The organism is Marinomonas sargassi (assembly GCF_025716875.1).
In the GTDB taxonomy this organism is placed as follows: domain Bacteria; phylum Pseudomonadota; class Gammaproteobacteria; order Pseudomonadales; family Marinomonadaceae; genus Marinomonas; species Marinomonas sargassi.
This window is the reverse complement of the sequence record NZ_JAOVZB010000002.1, coordinates 475,224-497,167: the sequence shown is the minus strand read 5'-3', so window position 1 is coordinate 497,167 and position 21,944 is coordinate 475,224. Positions and strand designations below refer to the sequence as shown.

General features: G+C 42.3%; 21 protein-coding genes. 18 read left to right on the top strand and 3 right to left on the bottom strand.

The window, feature by feature from the left end; all coding sequences use genetic code 11:
- Nucleotides 1-70: 70 nt before the first annotated feature.
- From sufB to der, 17 genes are all read left to right on the top strand, one after another.
- Nucleotides 71-1,507: a Fe-S cluster assembly protein SufB gene (sufB, locus tag OFY17_RS06725; RefSeq protein WP_263529966.1), complete on the top strand. Its 1,437-nt coding sequence runs from the start codon at nt 71-73 to the stop codon at nt 1,505-1,507.
- A gap of 13 nt (nt 1,508-1,520) precedes the next feature.
- A complete protein-coding gene (sufC, locus tag OFY17_RS06720) occupies nt 1,521-2,306 on the top strand; it encodes a Fe-S cluster assembly ATPase SufC (RefSeq protein WP_263529965.1) in 786 nt (261 codons plus the stop codon).
- Nucleotides 2,307-2,309: 3 nt separating this feature from the next.
- Nucleotides 2,310-3,569 (top strand): Fe-S cluster assembly protein SufD, encoded by a 1,260-nt coding sequence (gene sufD, locus OFY17_RS06715; protein WP_263529964.1) that lies wholly within the window; start codon nt 2,310-2,312, stop codon nt 3,567-3,569.
- Nucleotides 3,570-3,581: 12 nt separating this feature from the next.
- A complete protein-coding gene (locus OFY17_RS06710; protein WP_263529963.1) occupies nt 3,582-4,799 on the top strand; it encodes an aminotransferase class V-fold PLP-dependent enzyme in 1,218 nt (405 codons plus the stop codon).
- A 9-nt stretch (nt 4,800-4,808) separates the two neighbouring features.
- Nucleotides 4,809-5,159: a HesB/IscA family protein gene (locus OFY17_RS06705; RefSeq protein ID WP_263529962.1), complete on the top strand. Its 351-nt coding sequence runs from the start codon at nt 4,809-4,811 to the stop codon at nt 5,157-5,159.
- Nucleotides 5,160-5,164: 5 nt separating this feature from the next.
- On the top strand, nt 5,165-5,695 hold the full coding sequence (sufT, locus tag OFY17_RS06700; protein WP_263529961.1) for a putative Fe-S cluster assembly protein SufT: 531 nt from the start codon (nt 5,165-5,167) through the stop codon (nt 5,693-5,695).
- Nucleotides 5,696-5,809: 114 nt separating this feature from the next.
- Entirely contained in the window at nt 5,810-6,235 is a 426-nt protein-coding gene (locus OFY17_RS06695; RefSeq protein ID WP_263529960.1) for a SufE family protein, read from the top strand.
- Between the two features lie 28 nt (nt 6,236-6,263).
- On the top strand, nt 6,264-7,418 hold the full coding sequence (locus OFY17_RS06690; protein ID WP_263529959.1) for an IscS subfamily cysteine desulfurase: 1,155 nt from the start codon (nt 6,264-6,266) through the stop codon (nt 7,416-7,418).
- Between the two features lie 153 nt (nt 7,419-7,571).
- Complete coding sequence (gene ndk, locus OFY17_RS06685) at nt 7,572-7,979, top strand: nucleoside-diphosphate kinase (RefSeq protein WP_263529958.1); 408 nt, start codon at nt 7,572-7,574, stop codon at nt 7,977-7,979.
- A 140-nt stretch (nt 7,980-8,119) separates the two neighbouring features.
- Entirely contained in the window at nt 8,120-9,235 is a 1,116-nt protein-coding gene (rlmN, locus tag OFY17_RS06680; RefSeq protein WP_263529957.1) for a 23S rRNA (adenine(2503)-C(2))-methyltransferase RlmN, read from the top strand.
- A gap of 39 nt (nt 9,236-9,274) precedes the next feature.
- Nucleotides 9,275-9,985 carry a tetratricopeptide repeat protein gene (locus OFY17_RS06675; RefSeq protein WP_263529956.1) on the top strand — a complete coding sequence of 237 codons (711 nt, stop codon included), beginning with the start codon at nt 9,275-9,277 and terminating at the stop codon, nt 9,983-9,985.
- A gap of 3 nt (nt 9,986-9,988) precedes the next feature.
- On the top strand, nt 9,989-11,083 hold the full coding sequence (locus OFY17_RS06670; RefSeq protein WP_263529955.1) for a RodZ domain-containing protein: 1,095 nt from the start codon (nt 9,989-9,991) through the stop codon (nt 11,081-11,083).
- Nucleotides 11,084-11,092: 9 nt separating this feature from the next.
- Nucleotides 11,093-12,205, top strand: coding sequence for a flavodoxin-dependent (E)-4-hydroxy-3-methylbut-2-enyl-diphosphate synthase (gene ispG / locus OFY17_RS06665; RefSeq protein ID WP_263529954.1), 1,113 nt, complete (start codon nt 11,093-11,095; stop codon nt 12,203-12,205).
- Nucleotides 12,206-12,217: 12 nt separating this feature from the next.
- Nucleotides 12,218-13,486, top strand: coding sequence for a histidine--tRNA ligase (gene hisS / locus OFY17_RS06660; RefSeq protein ID WP_263529953.1), 1,269 nt, complete (start codon nt 12,218-12,220; stop codon nt 13,484-13,486).
- A gap of 65 nt (nt 13,487-13,551) precedes the next feature.
- Nucleotides 13,552-14,193, top strand: a complete 642-nt coding sequence (locus OFY17_RS06655) for a YfgM family protein (protein ID WP_263529952.1) — start codon at nt 13,552-13,554, stop codon at nt 14,191-14,193.
- Nucleotides 14,193-15,332, top strand: coding sequence for an outer membrane protein assembly factor BamB (gene bamB / locus OFY17_RS06650; RefSeq protein WP_263529951.1), 1,140 nt, complete (start codon nt 14,193-14,195; stop codon nt 15,330-15,332). Before OFY17_RS06655 ends, bamB begins: the two co-directional genes overlap by 1 nt.
- A gap of 87 nt (nt 15,333-15,419) precedes the next feature.
- Nucleotides 15,420-16,760, top strand: coding sequence for a ribosome biogenesis GTPase Der (der, locus tag OFY17_RS06645; RefSeq protein ID WP_263529950.1), 1,341 nt, complete (start codon nt 15,420-15,422; stop codon nt 16,758-16,760).
- 88 nt (nt 16,761-16,848) lie between these two features.
- Here the strand turns inward: der and OFY17_RS06640 are convergent, their stop codons facing one another.
- Nucleotides 16,849-19,098, bottom strand: a complete 2,250-nt coding sequence (locus OFY17_RS06640) for a YgiQ family radical SAM protein (RefSeq protein ID WP_263529949.1) — start codon at nt 19,096-19,098, stop codon at nt 16,849-16,851.
- Nucleotides 19,099-19,277: 179 nt separating this feature from the next.
- The gene (locus OFY17_RS06635) at nt 19,278-19,910 is read right to left on the bottom strand and encodes a class I SAM-dependent methyltransferase (protein ID WP_263529948.1); all 633 of its coding nucleotides are present in this window, start codon (nt 19,908-19,910) and stop codon (nt 19,278-19,280) included.
- A 110-nt stretch (nt 19,911-20,020) separates the two neighbouring features.
- Between OFY17_RS06635 and OFY17_RS06630 the strand changes: the two genes are divergently transcribed.
- On the top strand, nt 20,021-20,170 hold the full coding sequence (locus OFY17_RS06630) for a YbaM family protein (RefSeq protein WP_263529947.1): 150 nt from the start codon (nt 20,021-20,023) through the stop codon (nt 20,168-20,170).
- A 71-nt stretch (nt 20,171-20,241) separates the two neighbouring features.
- On the opposite strand, the gene OFY17_RS06625 is transcribed toward OFY17_RS06630, so the two are convergent.
- Entirely contained in the window at nt 20,242-21,738 is a 1,497-nt protein-coding gene (locus tag OFY17_RS06625; RefSeq protein WP_263529946.1) for a methyl-accepting chemotaxis protein, read from the bottom strand.
- Nucleotides 21,739-21,944 lie beyond the last annotated feature (206 nt).

Below are 21,944 nucleotides of genomic sequence, written 5' to 3'. Positions count from 1 at the left end.
ATAAATTTAGTAGAACCTGTGACTCTCATATTGAGAGAAAAGGGTTCCTATCAAAAGTGAGCTTTTATATATGACTGAGCAGATAGATAAGGCGCTGGCAAGAGAATACGAAGCGGGTTTTGTTTCTGACGTGGAATCAGAAACCTTTGCACCCGGTTTGGACGAAAGTGTTATCCAGCGTATTTCTAAAATGAAGGGCGAACCTGAATGGATGCTTGAATGGCGCTTAGGTGCATTTCGCGATTGGTTGCAGATGGAAGAGCCTGATTGGGCTTTAGTGGATTACCCAAAAATCGACTTCCAAGCGATTTCCTACTATTCCGCACCAAAGAGCATGAAAGATAAACCTAAGTCTCTTGATGAAGTAGACCCTGAATTACTGCGTACCTATGAAAAACTAGGTATCCCTCTTATCGAGCAGCAAATGCTTGCAGGTGTTGCGGTTGATGCTGTTTTCGATTCTGTCTCTGTCGTCACCACTTTCCGTGAAAAGCTAGAAGAGGCGGGCGTTATCTTCTGCCCTATCTCAGAAGCGATTCAAAAATACCCAGACCTAGTTAAGAAGTATCTAGGTAGTGTTGTTGCTAAAAAGGATAACTATTACAGCGCGTTGAATTGCGCAGTCTTTACCGATGGTTCTTTTGTCTATATACCAAAAGGCACCCGTTGCCCTATGGAACTATCTACTTACTTCCGTATTAATGAACAAAATACAGGGCAGTTCGAGCGTACCTTGATTATTGCTGATGAAGGCAGTCACGTTAGTTATCTTGAAGGTTGTACCGCGCCTCAACGTGATGAAAACCAATTACACGCTGCAGTGGTTGAATTGGTTGCTATGGATGATGCCGAAATCAAATACTCTACGGTGCAGAATTGGTATCCGGGGGATGAAGACGGTAAAGGTGGTATTTATAACTTCGTAACTAAGCGTGGTGTATGTCATACCAATGCCAAAATCTCTTGGACTCAAGTGGAAACAGGTTCAGCGGTTACTTGGAAGTACCCAAGCTGTGTATTGAAAGGCGATAACAGTGTTGGTGAATTTTACTCAGTGGCATTGACCCGTGGCCGCCAGCAAGCGGATACAGGTACGAAAATGATCCACCTTGGTAAAAATACCAAGTCGACCATTATTGCTAAAGGTATTTCAGCAGGAAAAAGTAATGGTAGCTACCGCGGCTTGGTGCGAATGGCTGCTGGTGCTGAAGGTGCCCGTAACTTCACTCAATGTGACTCTCTACTGATTGGCGATCAATGTGGTGCCCACACTTTCCCTTATGTCGAAAGCCGTAACCCTTCCGCTATTATCGAGCACGAAGCGACCACTTCAAAAGTAAGTGATGAACAAATGTTTTTATGTCAGCAACGTGGCTTGGACCCTGAAAAAGCGGTTTCCATGATAGTGAATGGCTTCTGTAAGGAAGTATTTAAAGAATTACCAATGGAATTTGCTGTTGAAGCAGGCAAATTACTAGAAATAAGCCTTGAAGGCTCTGTAGGTTAAGGAATTATTGAACATGTCTAATAGCAACAATTTGTTGACGATAAAAGATTTATACGCAAGCGTAGAAGAGAAGCAGATCTTAAAAGGACTTGATCTAGAAGTTAAGCCGGGTGAAGTGCATGCCATCATGGGGCCTAACGGTGCCGGTAAAAGTACTATGGGTTATGTATTGTCTGGTCGCGAAGGCTACACAGTAGATAGTGGTAGTGTAGTGCTCGGTGGTGAAGACTTGCTTGATATGGAAACAGAAGAGCGAGCTCGCGCAGGTTTGTTTCTTGCTTTTCAGTACCCTGTAGAAATTCCTGGTGTGAGTAACCTTGAGTTTTTGAAAGCTTCTGTTGATGCTCAACGTGAAGCGCGTGGAGAAGAAGCGATTAGTTCAGCAGATTTCTTAAAAGAAGCGAAAGCGGCCTGTAAAAAAGTTGATCTGCCTATTTCTTTCCTAAAACGTGGCGTCAACGAAGGTTTTTCTGGCGGTGAGAAAAAACGTAATGAATTGATGCAGATGCTATTGCTTCAGCCTAAACTTTGTATCCTTGATGAAACCGATTCAGGTCTAGATATCGATGCTCTTCAAGTGGTTGCAGAAGGTGTAAACAGCCAACGTTCAAGTGACCGCAGTTTTATTGTTGTGACCCACTACCAGCGCCTTCTTGACTACATCAAGCCTGACTTTGTTCATGTACTTTCAAACGGCAAAATTGTGAAAAGTGGTGATGCGTCATTGGCTCAAGAACTTGAAGCTCAAGGTTACGCTTGGTTGCAAACAGAACCGACTGAAGACGAGCTTGAGGGGTAACGAATGAGTGCATGGTTAGAAAGTGCCATCGCTCGTGGGCAGGATAATAGCGATTGGCTAGCGCCAAAACGAGCTCACGCTCTGGAGCTATTATCTGCAACGAAATGGCCAACGCGTAAAACAGAAGCGTGGCGTTATACTCCTTTACGTCCTATAGAGCGTAGCAAAGCGGTTCCAGTTGAAAATCAAACGGGCTTATTGCCTCTGGCGATTGATGGTTTAAATGCTATTGAATTGGCTTTCGTTAATGGCCAACTAGATAAAGTTCAACTGGCAGATACATTACCAGAAGGCTTAACGATTGCTCTTGGTAGCGAGTTAAGCCCAGAACAGCAAGCTTCTGCATTACAAGAGTTCTCAACGATTAAGCCTGAGCGCCACCTTTTTGGTTTGGTGAACGATGCCTTAGTAAATGATGTTGTGATTGTCTCTGTTGAAGAGAATGTAAAAATTGATGAGCCTGTTCGTATTAGTTCGCTATTGAGCCAAGGTGCTGAGTCGCATACTCGTGTTCTAGTGTCTCTTGAAGCTGGTGCTCGTTTAACGGTTATCGAAGATGTTCAAGCGCAAGGCGATTCCTTAAGTACGGCTTTTGTTGAGTACAATATTGCTCCAAAAGCATATCTAGAGCATTACCGTTTTGCGCTACAAACGGGTAGTAACCTTGCTGTAGGTGGTTGTCACTTTAACTTGCATGACCACGCTAAAATGAACAGTACGATTGTGGCTTTTGGTAGTGAATTATCTCGTTTAGATACCGATATTATCCATGCTGGTGAGTTCGCTGACGCTAAGCTGAATGCTATGTATTTGTTGGACGATAAGGAGTTGTTCGATTTACATGCCACAGTTGAGCATGCCATGCCTAACGGTACTACCGAAGAAAATGTGCGTTGCATCGTCGCTGACCGCGCACGTGCGGTATTTAACGGCCGTATTCATATCCATAAAGATGCTCAGAAAACCTTGGCGGAGTTGAATAACCGTAACTTGTTATTGTCTGATAAAGCCGAAATCAACACTAAGCCAGAGTTGGAGATTTATGCCGATGATGTGCGTTGTGCCCACGGTGCGACAGTGGCGCAAATTGACAAGCAAGCTTTGTATTACTTACAAACTCGTGGCGTAAGTCGTGCAAAAGCACAGGTAATGCTGAACTTTGGTTTTATTAATGAGCTGATTGATTTGATGCCAAATGAAACCTTGGCTGAGTGGATTCGCCCAATAATCCGTGAGCGCTTTGCGCAAATGGAAGTGATGTAAGCGAGAAAAAATATGAGTTTTGATGTCGATGCTGTTCGTGCTCAATTTCCGATTTTAAAGAGAGAAATTGATGGCAAGCCGCTGATTTATTTAGACAATGCGGCGACAACCCAAAAGCCACAGTGCGTGATAGATGCTCTGGTAGATTACTATACGACGTGTAACTCAAATGTTCATCGTGGTGCCCACCGTTTGGCCGATGAAGCGACGCGAAATTTCGAAGCCGCTCGCGACATTATCAAAGACTTCATGAATGCGCCTAAGCGTGAGGAAGTGATTTGGACGACAGGGACCACAGAGGGTATCAATATTGTTGCCAATGGCTTGGCTTCCTTGTTGTCTCCAGAAGATGAAGTCATTGCTACACAAATGGACCATCACGCTAACTTAGTGACATGGCAGCAAGCTTGTAAAGCATCTGGTGCAACATTAAGAACCATCCCAGTCACCGATGATGGTGAACTTGATCAAGCCGCTTATGAAGCTATGTTGAGTGAAAAAACACGTTTTGTTGCTTTTCCTCATGTTTCAAACGCATTAGGTACTATCAACCCTATTAAAGAAATGACAGCGAAAGCGAAAGCGGTTGATGCATTGGTATTAGTGGATGGCGCCCAAGGTGCTGCCCATGGTTGGGTTGATGTGCAAGATATTGACTGCGACTTCTATGTTTTGTCAGGTCATAAACTCTATGGCCCGATGGGAATTGGTGTGCTTTGGGGGCGTGAGTCTGTACTCGAAAGCTGGCCTGTCTGGCGTACTGGTGGCGAGATGATTTCCACAGTGACGCTGCAGGATGCGACGTGGAATGTACTGCCTTATCGATTCGAAGCTGGTACGCCAAATGTTGCAGATGCCATTGCCATGGGGGAAGCCGTGCGTTGGTTCTCTGCTTTGGATCAAGCCGGTGTTGCAGCCCATGAGAAGGCTTTGCTCGATCATGCGACCAAGCTGGCAGAAGAATTTGAAGGCCTTACCATCATAGGTAAGGCAAAGAGTAAAATTGGTGTTTTGAGCTTTGTTTTGGATATGGGGCACCCTGCAGATATCGGTTTTTTACTAGATCGACAAGGCATTGCTGTACGTACTGGTGATCATTGTGCGCAGCCTTTAATGGCTCGCTTTAATGTACCGGGTACGGCTCGTGCATCCTTCTCAATTTATAACACTTTAGAAGAGATTGATGCCTTCTTTGCGGCTTTGAAAAAAGTACGCACTATGTTGGCTTAGGAGATTGTTATGACAGCAACTACATTCGATCCCGCTTCTAGCGTGTCTTTAAGCGCTAAGGCAAAAAAATACTTTGCTTCTAAATTAGTTAAGCAACCAAACAAATTGATTCGCCTAAGTACCAAAGAGAGCGGCTGTACAGGCTTTGCTTATGTGTTGGATATTGTCGATGAAGCTTCTGAGTCTGATGTTGTTTTGTCTTTTGATGGCCTAGACCTAGCTGTGGATTCGGCCTCTATCAATATGCTTAATGGTACTGAAATTGATTTAGTGCGAGAGGGTGTTAACGAAGTGATAAAGTTTAATAACCCGAATGTTGTAGCTGAATGTGGCTGCGGCGAAAGCTTTAGTGTGAGCTAATTTTAATGCAAAAAATGGTTGTGACACAGCGTGACTGTCCTGCGCGCAGGGTGCCGAATGGGGTGCCTGCAATAATTCCTGAAGGACAATTTATTACTATTAATCAAAGTCTAGGTGGGAATTATACCGTCACTTGGCAGGGTAATATGTTGCGTATTGATGGTACTGATGCCGAAGCAATAGGCCAGCAACCTGAAGTATTAGACTTTGCCGATCTTGGCTCAGAAAATATTAGCGAAGACCAAGTATGGCAAGCATTAGACAGTGTATTTGACCCTGAGATTCCGATTAGTTTGGTGTCATTAGGTTTGGTCTACAAGGTTTCTTTAAACCAAGAAGAGAAATCTGTGTTTATCCAAATGACATTAACCGCACCCGGTTGTGGTATGGGTCCTGTTTTGGTGAGTGATGTAGAGTATCGCGTTGCCAAGGTTCCTAATGTGGAAAATGTGAACGTTGAATTAGTGTTCGATCCACCTTGGTCCCGTGAAATGATGAGTGAAGAAGCTCAGTTAGAAGCAGGGCTTTTCTTCTAACTACTTCGGTGGCAAGCAAGAATCGAATACAATAGTAGCGGCCTTAGTCTTTGACTAAGTGCCGTTTTTCTATTTTGTATGTTTATTAAGTGGTTTATTGACAGGATAAGAGGCATGGCTTTACCGAGTACAGAAGATATTATTGATGACTTGTCATTTTTTGATGATTGGGAAGACAAGTACAAATACATTATCGATTTGGGGAAATCCTTACCCGCTTTTGATGATGAGTGGCGTACTGCTGAGCGATTGGTAAAAGGGTGTCAAAGCAGCGCATGGATTCAGCCAGGAAATGCGCACGATGAGAAGAAAGGTGAGTTGTTAACCTTTTCTGTGGACAGTGATGCCATTATAGTTCGTGGCCTTTTAGGTCTTGTGCTGGCCGCATTGGATCGTAAGACGCCTCAGGAAATATTGGATTTTGATGTTTCTGGCTACTTTGAAGAGTTAGATCTTGAGCGTCATTTAAGCCCGACCCGTGGTAATGGGCTACGCTCGATTGTTAGTCGCATAAAAGGTATTGCACAGGCCGCTGTTTAGTCTGTTCGTTTTAATTGGAGAGTTCGAGATGTTAACCCCTGTGTATTTAGATAATTCCGCCACTACGCCAGTTGACCCTAGGGTCGCCGAAAAAATGATGGCTTGCTTAACGCAAGATGGCAATTTTGGTAATCCTGCATCTCGTTCACATCTGTTTGGTTGGCGTGCCGAAGAAGCGGTGGAAGAGGCAAGGTTGAATGTGGCCTCTTTAATTCATTGCGATGCGCGGGAAATTGTTTGGACATCAGGGGCAACCGAAGCTAATAACCTTGCCTTAAAGGGAGTAGCGTATGCTTATCGTCAAAAAGGCAGGCATATCATAACTTCAAAAATTGAACATAAAGCGGTTCTTGATCCGTGTAAACAGTTAGAAAAAGAAGGTTTTGAAGTCACTTATCTGCAACCAGATCAGCATGGCATGATTTCACCGAATCAAGTAAAAGAAGCTCTTCGAGAAGACACCATTTTAGTGTCTTTGATGCACGGTAATAATGAGTTGGGTGTGCTGACGGATATTGCAACTATTGGCGAGATTACCCATTCTAAGGGTGTGTTTTTACATGTTGATGCGGCCCAAACAACAGGTAAAGTCGCAATCGATGTTAATTCTATGAAAGTGGATTTAATGTCATTAACTGCCCATAAAACCTATGGTCCAAAAGGTATTGGTGCCTTATATGTTCGCCGCTCTCCTAAAGTTAAACTAGAAGCTCAAATCCACGGTGGTGGCCATGAGCGTGGTATGCGTTCAGGCACTTTACCTACTCATCAAATTGTTGGAATGGGCGAAGCGTTCCGAATTGCTGGTGAGGAAATGGCCAGTGATTGCACACGTATTCAATCTTTGCGCGATCAGTTGTGGTTTTCATTAGAAGAATTGGGTGGTGTCCACCTAAATGGTGATTCTGAATCTAGGGTTGCAGGCGTGATTAATGTGGGTTTTGAAGGTGTAGATGGTGAAGTCTTGCTGATGTCATTAAGTGATGTGGCTGTCTCGTCTGGTTCGGCCTGTACTTCGGCTAGTTTAGAGCCCTCTTATGTATTGCGAGCTATAGGCCTAAAAGATGAGTTGGCTCATAGTTCCTTACGCCTTTCCGTCGGACGTTTTACGACGAAAGAAGAAGTTGAGCGTGCAGCTGAAACCATTAAAAAAGCGGTTTCTGGCCTTAGATCAACAACCTAGAATGCACTTTCAAAGTTTTTCTTTATTTGGTACTAAATAATCACATTTTCACCATGCATTTTTAACGAATACATGGGTATAATCCACGCGCTTAACCTTTTATCATTGGGCGGATGGGAACATTGCCCTTAAAATTTATATTGGAGTCATACCATGGCGTTAGAACGCACTCTATCTATCATCAAGCCTGATGCTGTTGCTAAAAATGTAATCGGTGAAATCTACACTCGTTTTGAGCGTGCTGGATTTAAAATTGTTGAAGCGAAAATGATTCAACTTGACGACGAGCTAGCTGGCGGTTTTTACGCTGAGCACAAAGAGCGTCCTTTCTACAAAAGCCTTGTTGAGTTCATGACATCTGGTCCAGTTGTGGTTTCTGTACTTGAAGGCGAAGGTGCTGTTCTAAAACACCGTGAATTGATGGGTGCAACAAACCCAGCTGAAGCAGCTACTGGTACTTTGCGTGCAGACTACGCAGTTTCTATTGATAATAATGCTGTTCACGGTTCTGATTCTCTTGAATCTGCAGCACGTGAAATTGCTTACTTCTTCGGTGAGTAATACGTAGGATTTAGGTCCTCAGGAAATATAAAAAAGCGGACTCTTGTCCGCTTTTTTACAGAGGCTTCTGAAAAGACTTTTCTTTTCAGAGGCTTTTTTCGTTTACACTTAATGCTACATGTAGCAAGCGATACTAAATTATGACTGACATTAAAAAAGTAAACCTACTGGGTTTATCTCCACAGAAACTGATTGAATTCTTCGAGTCTATTGGTGAAAAGAAGTTTCGTGCCACACAGGTAATGAAATGGATTCATCAAAAGGGTGCCGAAAACTTCGATGAAATGACGGATGTCAGTAAAGCGCTGCGCAGTAAACTTGAAAAAATTTCCGAGATTCGTGGTCCAGAAGTGGTATCACAGAATATTTCGAAGGATGGTACTCGAAAATGGATTATTCGTACCGAAGGTGGCAATAATGACTGTGTAGAAACGGTTCTGATTCCGGATGGCAATCGTGCAACGCTTTGTGTCTCTTCACAAGTGGGTTGTTCATTGGATTGTAGTTTTTGTTCGACAGGGAAGCAGGGGTTTAACCGTAACTTAACGCCAGCTGAGATCATCGGCCAAGTATGGATCGCCATAAAATCTTTCGGCCCTATGGATCCAAATGGCCCTCGCCGCGTGACCAATGTGGTCATGATGGGCATGGGTGAGCCTTTGATGAACTTTGAGCCCGTTGTCGATTCCATGATATTGATGATGCATGATAATGCCTATGGGATGTCTAAACGACGCGTCACACTGAGTACATCGGGTGTTGTACCTAAGATCTATGAGTTGATTAAGAGAACAGATGTTTCCTTAGCCATTTCTTTGCATGCGCCTAATGATGAGTTGCGTGATGAGCTAGTGCCGATTAATAAACGCTTTCCAATCGCTAAGTTATTGGAAGCTTGCCAGCACTATTTAGAAAACCTTCCAGATAAGAGGCATATTACAATTGAGTACACTCTTATGTCTGGTGTGAACGACAATGAATCGCAAGCCCATGAGTTGGCAGTTTTATTGAAGGATTTAGAGTGTAAAATTAACTTAATTCCCTTTAACCCTTTCCCTAACTCAGGCTACGAAAAACCATCTAACAATAGAACGCGTAAGTTCCAAAAAATCTTGGCGGATACAGGGTATACAGTGACAGTAAGGACGACTCGCGGTGATGATATTGACGCAGCTTGTGGTCAGTTGGTTGGTGACTTCCACGATAAAACCCGTCGTAGCCAAAAATACATAGAGCTAAAAGAAGTAAATAGTTAAACCTTTTAGATAAAATTTGTATATGACAAGGATGTCTGTATGCGATTATTTATTCTACTTATCAGTGGTCTACTGATAGTGTCGTGCTCCTATCAAACGACACATCCCAGATTAATTTCCCCTCAAGAGCGTTTATCTATCATTCAAGTGAATATGCTGCTTGGACAGCACACTTTAGCGAAACGGCATTTAGATCAAATTGAAAAGCATAACCAAGGTCGACAATATTGGCGGTTAGTGAGCCTTTATTGGCAAGAAGTAGGCTCATCCAGTGATGCTTTATCTACCTATGAGAAAGCGCAACTTTCATACCCTAATGATGCATTTATTTTAAATAACTATGGTGTTTTGTTAGGTTCAAACGGTCGTTGGGATGAAGCTTGTGAGGCATTTAAAAAAGCGGGCTTAAATAGTCAATTTAAACGTCAATCAGTGCAAATAAACCTAGCTAGGTGTGCATTACGTCAAGAAGAAGTAAAAAACGCTAGATTATATTTAAACCAAGCAAAAGAAATCGCAGAATTACCCCTGATAGGTTTGATGACCGAGCTGATTCTTGTTTTAATACAGGGTAATTATAATGAAGCTCGTAATATATTTAGCGACATCAAAACGAGGAACTTAATGACTCGTGAAAATGTCCATTTTAATGAATATAACTGTCTGTCGAGGCAATTTATCGCACTCGAAACTGACCCTGCATCTTATTCATCTTCGAGCACTTTTTACTGCCTAAATGGCAAGGTATGAAACATGACAACGCGATCAACTATTGATGCTGCAGAAAACACCGCAATTTCTGAAGAAGAAATTGGCAGCATGGAAATGATTAATATCGGTGAACAGCTTAGTGCTCAACGACTACATCAAAACCTATCTGTTGAGCATATTTCCAAAACTCTGAAAATCACAGAAAGCCAAGTCACTGCATTAGAAAGTAATGATTTTGGTTTTTTTCGATCTACTACTTTTGCTCGCGGTTATCTTAAAAATTACAGTAAATATTTAGGTTTAGATACGGGCATAATATTAAGTGTATTTGATGATGTATTAGCTCATGAAAAAGAACCTAAAGTTCAGTTTGTAGATAAGGTAAACAAGCAGACACACTTTGGTGACCCTATTGTTATATTCATTTCCGTTGTCATTGTAGCTATTTTAGCTTTTTTTGTATTTTGGTGGCCGCAAAACTCTAGTGTTGTTGGACTGATTCCAGAAGACGTGAAGCAGGGTGTAGAGGAAGTCTCCCCAGAATCTAATCAACTTGATCCAGTTAACTTACTTGATCAAGTTGATAGTAAAAACGTAGCAGATGCTGAAAACGATAATGAAGCCTTTTCTAGTTCAAATTCTGCCGATACTGATGTGCAGCAAGAAGCGCCTTCTGAAGAAACCTCTGAAAATGTTTCAGTCGGAGAATCGGTTGCTATGGAAGATGAGCAAACCATTGAAGTGGTGACGGGACTGTCTGCGGAAACGAAAGCGATTTTAGCGGATGCTGGTGTTAACCCTGAAGAAGTTGAACGTACTACTCAACAGGTATTGGAAGGTAAGCAGGATGCTGAGCTAGTTGAAGTAGATGTAGAAGAAAATAGTACAGAGCTTGTTGTTGACGATATAGAAATGACTTATGTACGTGACTGTTGGACAGAAGTGCGTGATGCAACAGGACGGATTTTATTCTCTGGTGTGAAAACAGCAGGAAGTTCCTTAACGTTAACGGGTCAAGCCCCTTACCGTGTGGTATTAGGGTATGCAAAAGGTGTTTCAGCTTTGAAGTTCAAGGGTGAGCTCGTTGATATTAGTCCTTATATTCGAAAAGATTTAGCTCGATTTGAGTTGAAGTAGAGATTTTATATGCATTTTGAATCCCCAATTAAGCGCCGAGTATCCCGCCAAATAATGGTCGGAAATGTTCCTGTTGGCGGTGGCGCTCCAATCAGTATTCAAAGTATGACGAATACTGAAACCTGTGATGTAGATGCCACTGTCGCTCAGATTCGAGCTATTGCAGATGCTGGTGCCGATATTGTTCGTGTCTCAGTGCCATCTATGGAAGCCGCGGAAGCTTTTAAGCAGATACGAGAGTCTGTTTCTGTACCTCTTGTGGCGGATATTCATTTCGATTACAAAATTGCGCTTAAAGTGGCTGAGTATGGGGTTGATTGTTTACGTATCAACCCGGGGAATATAGGTGCAAAACACCGTGTTCGGGCTGTGGTAGATTGTGCACGAGATAAAAACATTCCAATTCGTATTGGTGTAAATGCTGGCTCATTAGAGAAAGAGCTACAGAAGAAATATGGCGAGCCAACACCTGATGCATTAGTTGAATCGGCTTTTCGTCAAATCGAATACTTTGATGAATTGGATTTTCATGAGTACAAACTAAGCTTGAAAGCTTCCGATATTTTCATGACAGTGGAAGCTTACCGTAAAATAGCTAGTCAAATAGATAACCCACTTCATTTAGGGATTACGGAAGCTGGTGGCTTACGCTCAGGTACTGTGAAGTCCTCTATTGGCCTTGGTTTACTTTTAATGGACGGTATCGGGGACACGCTACGAGTGTCGTTAGCTGCTGACCCTGTGCAAGAGATCAAAGTCGGTTGGGATATGTTACGTAGCTTAAAACTGCGTAGCCGAGGTATTAATTTTATTGCTTGCCCTAGTTGCTCTCGCCAGAACTTTGATGTCATTAAAACCATGAACCAACTAGAAGAGCGTTTAGAAGACGTTGTTGTTCCTATGGATGTCGCGGTTATTGGCTGTATCGTGAATGGACCAGGTGAAGCGAAAGAGGCTGATATTGGTTTAACGGGCGGCACGCCTAATAATCTGATTTACCAAGACGGTAAACCAGAGAGTAGAAGTAAAAATGACGATTTAGTTGATAACTTAGAAAAAACGATTCGTGCAAAGGCAGCGGCTAAAGAAAAAGAGCTCGCCAACATTATTGTAAAAGATTAGAAAGGATCCATTGTGGCTCGTAAAATTCAAGCGATCAGGGGAATGAATGACATTTTGCCTGATCAGTCTTCGGTGTGGTTATACCTTGAAAAAACTGTAGCTGACTTAGTTAAATCCTATGGTTATCAGCAAATTCGCTTTCCTATTGTTGAGAATACGGATTTATTTAAACGCGGTGTAGGTGAAACAACGGATATTGTTGAAAAAGAAATGTACACCTTTGAAGACCGTAATGGTGAGTCTCTTACTTTACGTCCAGAAGGTACGGCAAGTTGTGTACGAGCTGCCGATCAAGCAGGTTTACTTTATAACCAAGTACAGCGTCTGTGGTATGCGGGACCAATGTTTCGTTATGAGCGCCCCCAGAAAGGTCGTTATCGTCAATTTCATCAAATGGGTGTTGAAGCTTTTGGTATCGCAACGGCAGATATCGATGCTGAACTCATTATTTTAACGGCTCAGTTATGGAAAAAACTTGGCTTGTTAGAGCATGTCGAGCTGCAGCTGAATACCATTGGCTTAGCGTCAGAGCGTGAGGCCTATAAAGCTGCTTTAGTTGATTATTTGACTGAGTATAAAGACAAGCTTGATGAAGATAGCCAGCGTCGATTAACAACCAACCCATTGAGAATCTTAGACTCTAAAGATGAGTCGACTCAAGAGATCTTAAAAGCAGCACCAACCCTTGAAGATTATATCGGCGAAGAATCTCAGGCAGACTTCGACTTCTTGCAAAGTGTGTTAACAGCGAATGGCATTCCTTATGTTATCAATCGTCGCTTGGTTCGCGGCTTAGATTACTACGGTAAAACGGTTTTTGAATGGGTAACCAGTCACCTTGGTGCTCAGGCGACGGTTTGTGCGGGTGGCCGATATGACGGTTTGGCGGAACAATTAGGTTGCAAGGGTACACCGGGCGTTGGTTTTGCAATGGGAGTTGAGCGACTAATCCTATTACTTGAAACCTTAGATCTCATTCCTGACTCAGCTAAGTTCTCCACAGATGTTTTTATTATGAGCGTGGGTAACGATGCGGAAGTGGCGTCTTTTGTGTTAGCAGAGCAGTTGCGTCAAGAGCGAAAAGATATTGTCGTGCTACGCCATTGTGGTGGTGGAAGTTTTAAAAACCAGATGAAGAAAGCAGATCGATCACAAGCACGTTTTACTCTTATTTTAGGGCAAGACGAAGTCGATCAGGGTATTTGTCAGGTTAAGAATATGTCTACTGGTAAGCAGCAGTCCTGCTTGCTTAAAGATGTTGCGTCTTTAATTAGTAAATAAGTTTATCGTATTGAATAGAGTGCTGTTATGAATTTTCTAGCAGCCTCTCTGATGAGGAAAAACAAGTGGCAGAGTTAAAAACCGAAGAAGAACAGATTGAAGCGTTTAAAGTATGGTGGAAAAAGAACGGTGCTAAGCTAGTGCTTGCTGTTGCAGTATGTGTGAGTGGTTATTTTGGCTTTCAAGCTTGGCAGACTAGCCAAGAGAATTACCGAAATGAAGCTTCTTCCTTATACCAAAATTTGATTGAAGCGGCGGCGAATTTAACAGAAGAAGAAAATCAGCAAACCGTTAGTTTCGTTGCAAAGCAATTAAAAGATGATTACGCAGATACTAGCTATGCGATGTTTGCACAATTATTTGTTGCTCGTATTGATGCCGAAAGAGGCGAATATGATAATGCCATTCAATCTTTAGAGAGTGCTATCAGTTCTACGGATGACGCGTCTTTCATTGCCATTGCTAACCTTCGCATTGCTCGACTTTTACTTCAGAAGGAAGACTATTCTGCTGCCATGGAGCGAGCTGAGAAGGTGACGGAAGAAGAGTTTGTTGCTCAACAACAAGAATTAATTGGCGATATCTTTATTGCTCAAGGTAAACGAGACGATGCACGAACTGCCTATGAAAAAGCCAGTGAAGCATTAGCTGCGGGTGTTAATCATCCATTATTAAGCATTAAACTTCAGGATCTGGTGAAAGGCTAATGATAAATAAGTCTGTTTTTATTGCGTCCTTGTTCTCTGTGCTGTTGGTTCAAGGCTGCTCCAATGCACGCCCAGACCTGGATGATCTTCCTCGTTTAGAAGAGCGACAAGTTGAACTTAAACGATCTTGGAAAACCAGTGTCGATGGTAATTTTGGTGAATCAAGCGAACGCTTTAATCTCGTTGCTGAAGACAATGCTTTATTTTTAGTGACAGAGAAAGGCACTTTATACGAATTAGCCCAGAAAGATGGCCATAAAAACAGCAAGGTTGAAACGAAATACAAAGCTAGCTCAGGGGTGACTCGCAACGGCGATACTTTGTATTTTGGTACTTATGATGGTTTCTTAGTTGCCGTGTCTTTATCAACTAAAGAAGTATTGTGGGAAACGGTTTTAAGCTCAGAAGTGTTATCGGAAGCCTCTTATGCCGCTGGTAAACTGGCAGTGCAAACAACAGATGGGCGTTTGAGCCTGCTTGATGCTCAAACTGGTGCTATCTTGTGGGGCGCAAAAGAAGATATACCTGCACTAACTGTTCGAGGTACAAGCTCTCCTATAATTTATCAGGGCAAAGTGCTAGCTGGTTTTTCTAATGGCAAACTCAATGCTTACTCCTTACAATCAGGCGCATTGCAGTGGTCTTATGAAGTTGGTAAACCAGAAGGGCGCTATGAAATTGAAAGGTTAAGCGATTTAGACGGTCGTTTGGTAGTAAATAATGGTGTTGTATACGCAGTCGCTTATAATGGTAACTTGGTAGCGCTTTCTGTTAGTTCAGGTCGTCCTCTTTGGCAGCGTAATATTCCAAGCTCAGTTGGTTTAGCAGTGAAAAATGATCAACTTGCTGTCGTTGATATGCAGAGCAAAGTCATACTGCTGAATGCTAAGAACGGTTCCGAAATATGGCAAAATAATGAGCTGGTGAATCGAGATTTGATTTCTCCAGAGTTTTTCCGTGACTATCTTGCTGTTATTGATAGAGAGAGTTATATACATTTACTCGATTTGACGACAGGCAATATTGCAGCTCGAAGGTTAACTAACGATGATGTACCACCGGGTAGTCGTCTTGTAACGGGCAGTAATCAACTATTTCTTCTTACGCCGGATGCAGATGTAACGGCTTTAAGCTATTAACATATTTGCTAAATGTGTTTAGCGATTTTTAAGAGGCTATCACTCTTTAGGGAGTGGTAGCCGCTTTGTATTTTTATAGGTAAAAAAATGATTCCAGTAATTGCATTGGTAGGTAGACCCAATGTTGGTAAGTCGACCCTCTTTAACCAATTAACGCGTTCTCGTGATGCGTTGGTTGCCGATTATGCGGGATTGACCCGTGACCGAAAATACGGTGACGGAAAAATCGGAGAGCATGAGTTCATTGTGATTGATACCGGTGGTATTAGTGGTGATGAGCAAGGTATTGATGAAAAAATGGCTAGGCAGTCATTGCTAGCGATTGAAGAAGCGGATGCCGTACTCTTTTTAGTCGATGGTCGCCATGGCTTAAATCCTGCCGATGAAATGATCGCGGATCACTTAAGACGCTCTAATAAACCTGTGTCTTTAGTTGTAAATAAGACGGATGGCATTAACGAAGATATCGCTTTGGCAGATTTTTATTCGTTAGGTTTAGGCGAGTTACACCCAATTGCAGCTTCTCACGGTAAAGGTGTACACGTACTAATAGATAAGGTAATGCTACCTTTTGCCGCTCAGGTCGAAGAAGCGAAAAATAAAATCAACGTTGAATCACGTGGTATTCGAATTGGTGTAGTGGGTCGCCCTAATGTGGGTAAATCTACTTTGGTTAACCGCATGCTAGGTGAAGACCGTGTTGTGGTTTATGACATGCCGGGTACAACACGAGACAGTGTGTATATTCCCTATGTACGTCATGAAAAAGAATATACCTTGATTGATACGGCAGGGGTTCGACGTCGTAAACATGTTAAAGAGGCGGTTGAGAAGTTCTCTATCGTAAAAACTCTACAAGCAATTCAAGATGCTAACGTGGTGATTGTGGTGATTGACTCCCATGAAGACCTTGTTGAGCAAGATCTACATATGATTGGCTACGTATTGGATGCGGGCCGCGGTGTGGTTATTGCTATCAACAAATGGGATGGACTGCAAAAAGACGACCGAGAGCATATTAAGAAAGAAGTTGAGCGCCGCTTGGGCTTCGTGCCTTACGCTAAGGTGCATTATATTTCTGCTCTTCATGGCACGGCTGTTGGTGATCTATACGATACCATCGAAAGTACTTATGAGTCTTGTTATACAAAATGGTCTACGAACCGCCTGACTCGTATTTTGGAAGATTCTATTACTGAGCATCAGCCGCCTTTAGTGAATGGCCGACGCATTAAATTGAGATACGCTCACCAAGGTGGTTCGAACCCTCCGCGTATCGTTGTGCATGGTAATCAGACAAATTCATTACCGGGAAGCTATAAACGTTATCTGGAAAACAAATTTAGAACCGTATTGAAAATTACGGGTACGCCGATTATTTTTGAATTTAAATCTTCAGAAAACCCTTTTGCTCCAAAGAAAAAATAATGCCTCGATAAAGTGAAGGTGATAAAAAACCGAAGTGGATTTAGGTCCAGCTTCGGTTTTTTTGTGATTGGATTTTATGCCCTAAAACTTAGCGTGTTCTTGCTTTTGGCTTGCGCTTCTTTTGAGTGTTAGATGGAGAAGAGCGGCCAGTTACAGAAGCTTGATTATTTTTCTTTCTCGCCTTCTCAGCTGCCATATTTTTAGCATTAGTCGGTCGGTTTGAAGTATGGGACGCTCCAGTACTTTGTCCCGGCTTAGCTCTTTTGGGGCGACGAGAAATTTGTTTGTCCTTATCTTCGGCTGGTACTAGCTTGTTAAGTCCACTACCTATTAGATCAGCACGACCCATTTTAATAAGTGTGTTTCTGAGGTCTTTCCAGTTGTTCTGGTCGTGGTAACGCAAGAAGCCTTTTTGTACTGTACGCTGTTTGTAATCCTTCGGCGTGTAGACGTCTTCACTCTTATAGGTCACTGCCTTTAGTGGGTTTTTCCCTGAGTGGTACATAGCCGTCGCTAGAGACATTGGTGACGGGTAGAAGGTCTGAACTTGGTCAGGTTTAAAGTCATTGTTCTTCAACCACAAAGCAAGGTTCATCATATCTTCATCAGAACTGCCGGGATGCGCAGCGATAAAGTAAGGGATAAGGTGTTGCTTCTTGCCTGCTTCTTTTGAGTATTTATCGAACATACGTTTAAAACGATCGTAAGTTCCCATACCCGGTTTCATCATTTTCGAAAGCGTGTCTTTCTCAGAGTGTTCGGGGGCAATTTTTAATAGGCCGCCAACATGGTGTGTAACCAATTCTCTAACGTATTCAGGGTCTTCAACAGCTAGGTCATAGCGTAAACCTGAAGCAATAGATACTGTGTGTATGCCATCTACCGCGCGTGTTTTACGGTACAGGTCTGTGGTTGGGCTGTGGTCTGTATTTAGATTTGAGCATATTGTGGGGTACACGCATGATAGTTTACGGCAAGATGCTTGAATTTCGTCATCGTTGCAATTCAGTGTGTACATATTTGACGTCGGCCCACCAAGGTCGGATATGTGACCAGTAAACCCTGGTACCTTATCTTTTATATCGTCGATTTCTTTTAAGATAGACTCATGGGAACGTGATTGAATGACACGACCCTCGTGCTCAGTGATCGAGCAAAAAGTACAACCGCCAAAGCAACCACGCATGATATTGATCGAGGTCTTGATCATATCGTAGGCTGGGATACGTGCTTTCTTGTATTTGGGGTGAGGGACTCGCGCATAAGGCAAATCAAACACACCATCCATTTCTTCTGTCTCTAATGGAATTGGTGGTGGGTTAACCCAGATTTCTTTTTTGCCATGTTTCTGAATTAAGGCGCGGGCATTATGGGGATTAGATTCAAGATGCAATATACGGGAAGTATGCGCGTATAGAACAGGGTCTTTAGATACTTTTTCAAAAGAGGGTAGGCGAATATAGGTCTTTTCAGGGTCGAGTTTTTCTTTACGGCGTAATGGCGCAGGAATTACTCGGATCGGCATGACATCCGATTCTTCTTCTTTATTTGTTTGGCACTTACCCTCTGGAATATATTCATAAGGGCTGTAAATTTTGTCTACTTTTCCGGGCCAGTCGACGCGAGTTGAGTCGATTTCGGTATAACCGCCGGGAGGGGTATCTCTAACAATCGTGGTACCACGAATATTACTTAGCTCATTAATGCTTTTGCCCATAGCCATTTCATGGGTAACTTCAATAATGGCGCGCTCGGCGTTACCATAAAGTAAAATGTCGGCAGTAGAGTCGATAAGAACGGAGCGTCGAACTTCATTGCTCCAGTAGTCATATTGGGCGATACGGCGTAGGCTAGCTTCAATACCACCGACCATCACTGGTACATCATTAAAGGCCTCTTTACAGCGTTGAGAATAGACAATTACAGCTCGATCAGGACGCTTACCGCCAACACCATAAGGTGTGTAGGCATCATCGTTACGTACTTTTAAGTCGGCAGTGTAACGGTTGATAAGGGAGTCCATGTTGCCTGCAGTAATACCAAAATAGAGATTGGGGCGGCCTAATCGCATAAAATCATTGGTATTACGCCAATCGGGTTGGTCAATGATACCGACACGATAACCTTTAGCTTCTAATAGGCGGCCTAGAACAGCCATGCCAAAGCTAGGATGATCGACATAGGCATCGCCAGTGACAATGATGACATCACAACTGTCCCAGCCAAGAGCATCCATTTCTTCACGAGTGGTGGGAAGGAATGGCGATACGCCATAGCATTCTGCCCAATAGGATGGGTAAGAAAAAAGCTGTTTGGCGGTTTTGTGTCGTTTAATCATTCTTTGCTCTTGGCGCTAGCCTATTTAGGGTTATCTATGAGCCATACACCTAAGTAAAATGGCGTAAAGCTGAAGTGGCTATTATCCCAGAAAAGGCTGATAGTAAATAGCCATATAAACAGCCTCTTTCATGTGTTCTTTATCTAGGCTGGAAATTAACAGATAAGTTATAAAAGAAGTTAAAAACGCCACACACTTTCTTCAAAAAAATCATAACCCCTAGCTTTGTATTGGGGATCTAGTTGGGTTAGGTTTTCTGAAGATATTTTACTGATTTTTTCTCCCCACAAATCGATAACTTCTTGTGATAAGACAGAGTAGGGTGGCTTATTTAGTTCACCGTCGTGTTGGAGTGACACTAATAGTAGCTCAGCACTAGGTGTTAAGCGCTCTATTGTGTGCTTAACATAATTTGGCCTCTCAGGTTTCGCTATAGCGACCATAGCAGCACGGTCATAGCAAGCGTCGAAACCTTGCTCTTGAAACTTGAAATAGTCTCCTTCAATAATTCGCAATGGAAGTTCTTGCACCATATGTACTTTCATACCATTTTCGAATTGAGTGGTCTCAAAGGTAAAATCATTATCGGCTAAAAATTGCATTACGGCCAAAGGGGATAATTCAACCCCAGTTACTTGATAACCTTGCTCAGCAAGCCAAACCATATCATTAGACTTGCCGCATAAGGGGACCAGAACCTTACTGTTAGTAGGAAGTTTAGGCCAAAACTCAATAAGCTTGTGAAAGACCTCTTCTTGATGAAAGCCAATTTTTCCTGATACCCAGCGTTCTAGCCAGAAATCATTTGTCATGTGATAGCCTCTTAAGAAATCATTTTCAGTTAGTGGTTTTAAGTGTCAGTATAAGCTCGAAATATTATAGTGTGTTTGATTCTATTTTATTAACTAAGTGTGGAGGAATTATGTCATTAGAGAATGCTCCAAAACATATTCAGTTAGCCGTGGACTTAATTGAATTGTTAGAAACAAATAATGTGAGTAATCAGCTTGCTGTGGAAGCTTTAGAACTTGTTTTAGCGGATTTCAAAAACAAGCTTGAAGAGGAAGGATAGGAGTAAAAAATGCGAGTACATTGGGAAATATACTCGCATTAAAAGTGCTTAAAATGGATCAAATATAGTGCTTAGATCTTGAAGATAGACGCTTTCTCTTCATATTCTTTAGTTACTTTTGAAACATCGTCACTGCTGTCTAGTAAGGCATGCATTTGCTCAGCCAGTACTTGAATAGCTTGAGCATTTGTACTGACTTTCTCGTGGATAGAAGAAATAATCTCTTCTTGTCTTAGCGTGTCACTTGCTATACTTTGGCTTGATACTGCAATCTGACTTACGTCTTCAGCGCGCTTCAATAAGCCATCGGAGATTTTTAGTGTATGTTCAACACTAACAGATGTTCTTTCTTTTCCAGATTCAATTGAACTAACCGTTTTACTAACACTACTGTTTAGCTTGCTTAGAACTTTTTCTATTTCGTCTGTAGATTCACTTGATCGTTGAGCAAGAGTACGTACTTCATCCGCTACTACAGCAAAGCCACGACCCGTCTCACCTGCGCGGGCTGCTTCAATAGCAGCGTTAAGAGCAAGTAAGTTAGTTTGCTCAGAAATACTGCGAATAGACTGTAGAAGTTGAGTGATAGCGTCAACATCTGAAGTTAAGGCTTGCAACGCATCCGAAATCGACTCGGTATCTTCTGCCAATAATTTCATGTCATTCATAATAGTCATTGCTTGCTTACTATCATTAACCGTGTCTTTTTCAAGGTTGCGAACGATTTCAGCAGAAGTATTACTATTATTTGAAACTTCTTTCATAGAAAGAGCGACTTCTTCTGATGCAGATGAAGCCTCTTGGGAGCGGTGTTTACTGGCTTCGACACTAGAGCTGGCCTCTGCACTCACTTCATGAATTTGATGGCTAGCAGTGACTAAAACTTTTGCAATACGCTGATAGTCAGAAAATAAACTAGAAAGCTGATCTAATAGGCTGTTAAGAGAACGTTCGGCTGTTGATGCTGGGTTTTCAATGCGGATTGATAGGTCGCTGTTCGCCGAAATTTCTTCAATGGCACTGGCGATGTTTAAGTTCGCAGAAGATGCTTTGGTCATCAAGTGGGCCATGTAAATCAACATAGCAGCTTCAGCAATGGCAAATACACAATGGACAATCATAATTCCCATGCTGTGATGGCCACTAAAGATTGCAAATGGCATATCTCCGATATGTACACCAGCCATTTGTACATACATTCCACCTATGTGGTAAATCGCGGTTGTCGCCAGAGCGGCAACAATAGGTTGCCATTTTTGGTAAATCAAAAACACTACCATAGAAGCAAAGATGTGAAAGTGCATTTCCACTAAGCCCAATTGGCTTTGAATTAATGCAGAGGAAGTCAACATCATGATAATGCCGGCTAAGATAGAAAATAGCAGTTGACCTTTAAATAAGCTGTAAGCTATCTGAGTTGCGATTACGATAAGGACAGCAGCGACAGCAGCAAAAGAAAATAATTGTTCTCCAACTAAACCGCTGATCAGTAATACTGGCGCTTGAGCCATCAATAGACGATAGACAAAACTGTCATTTTTTAAAGTTCGCTGTGTCGATATATTCATTTGGTCATCCACAATAAATAAAGAGTTTAAACGTTGTAGTTATCAATAGGATTTATACTTGTCTGCAGTATAAATAGCAATCTCCATCGGCTCAAATTAGGGCTGTTTTCGTTTGTTTTTTGTGTTTTTTTCAGTAAAGAAAGTAACTATCATTATCACCTTCTATAGCGTAATCACTTATAGCTTTGTTGCTATAAAAATGCCCT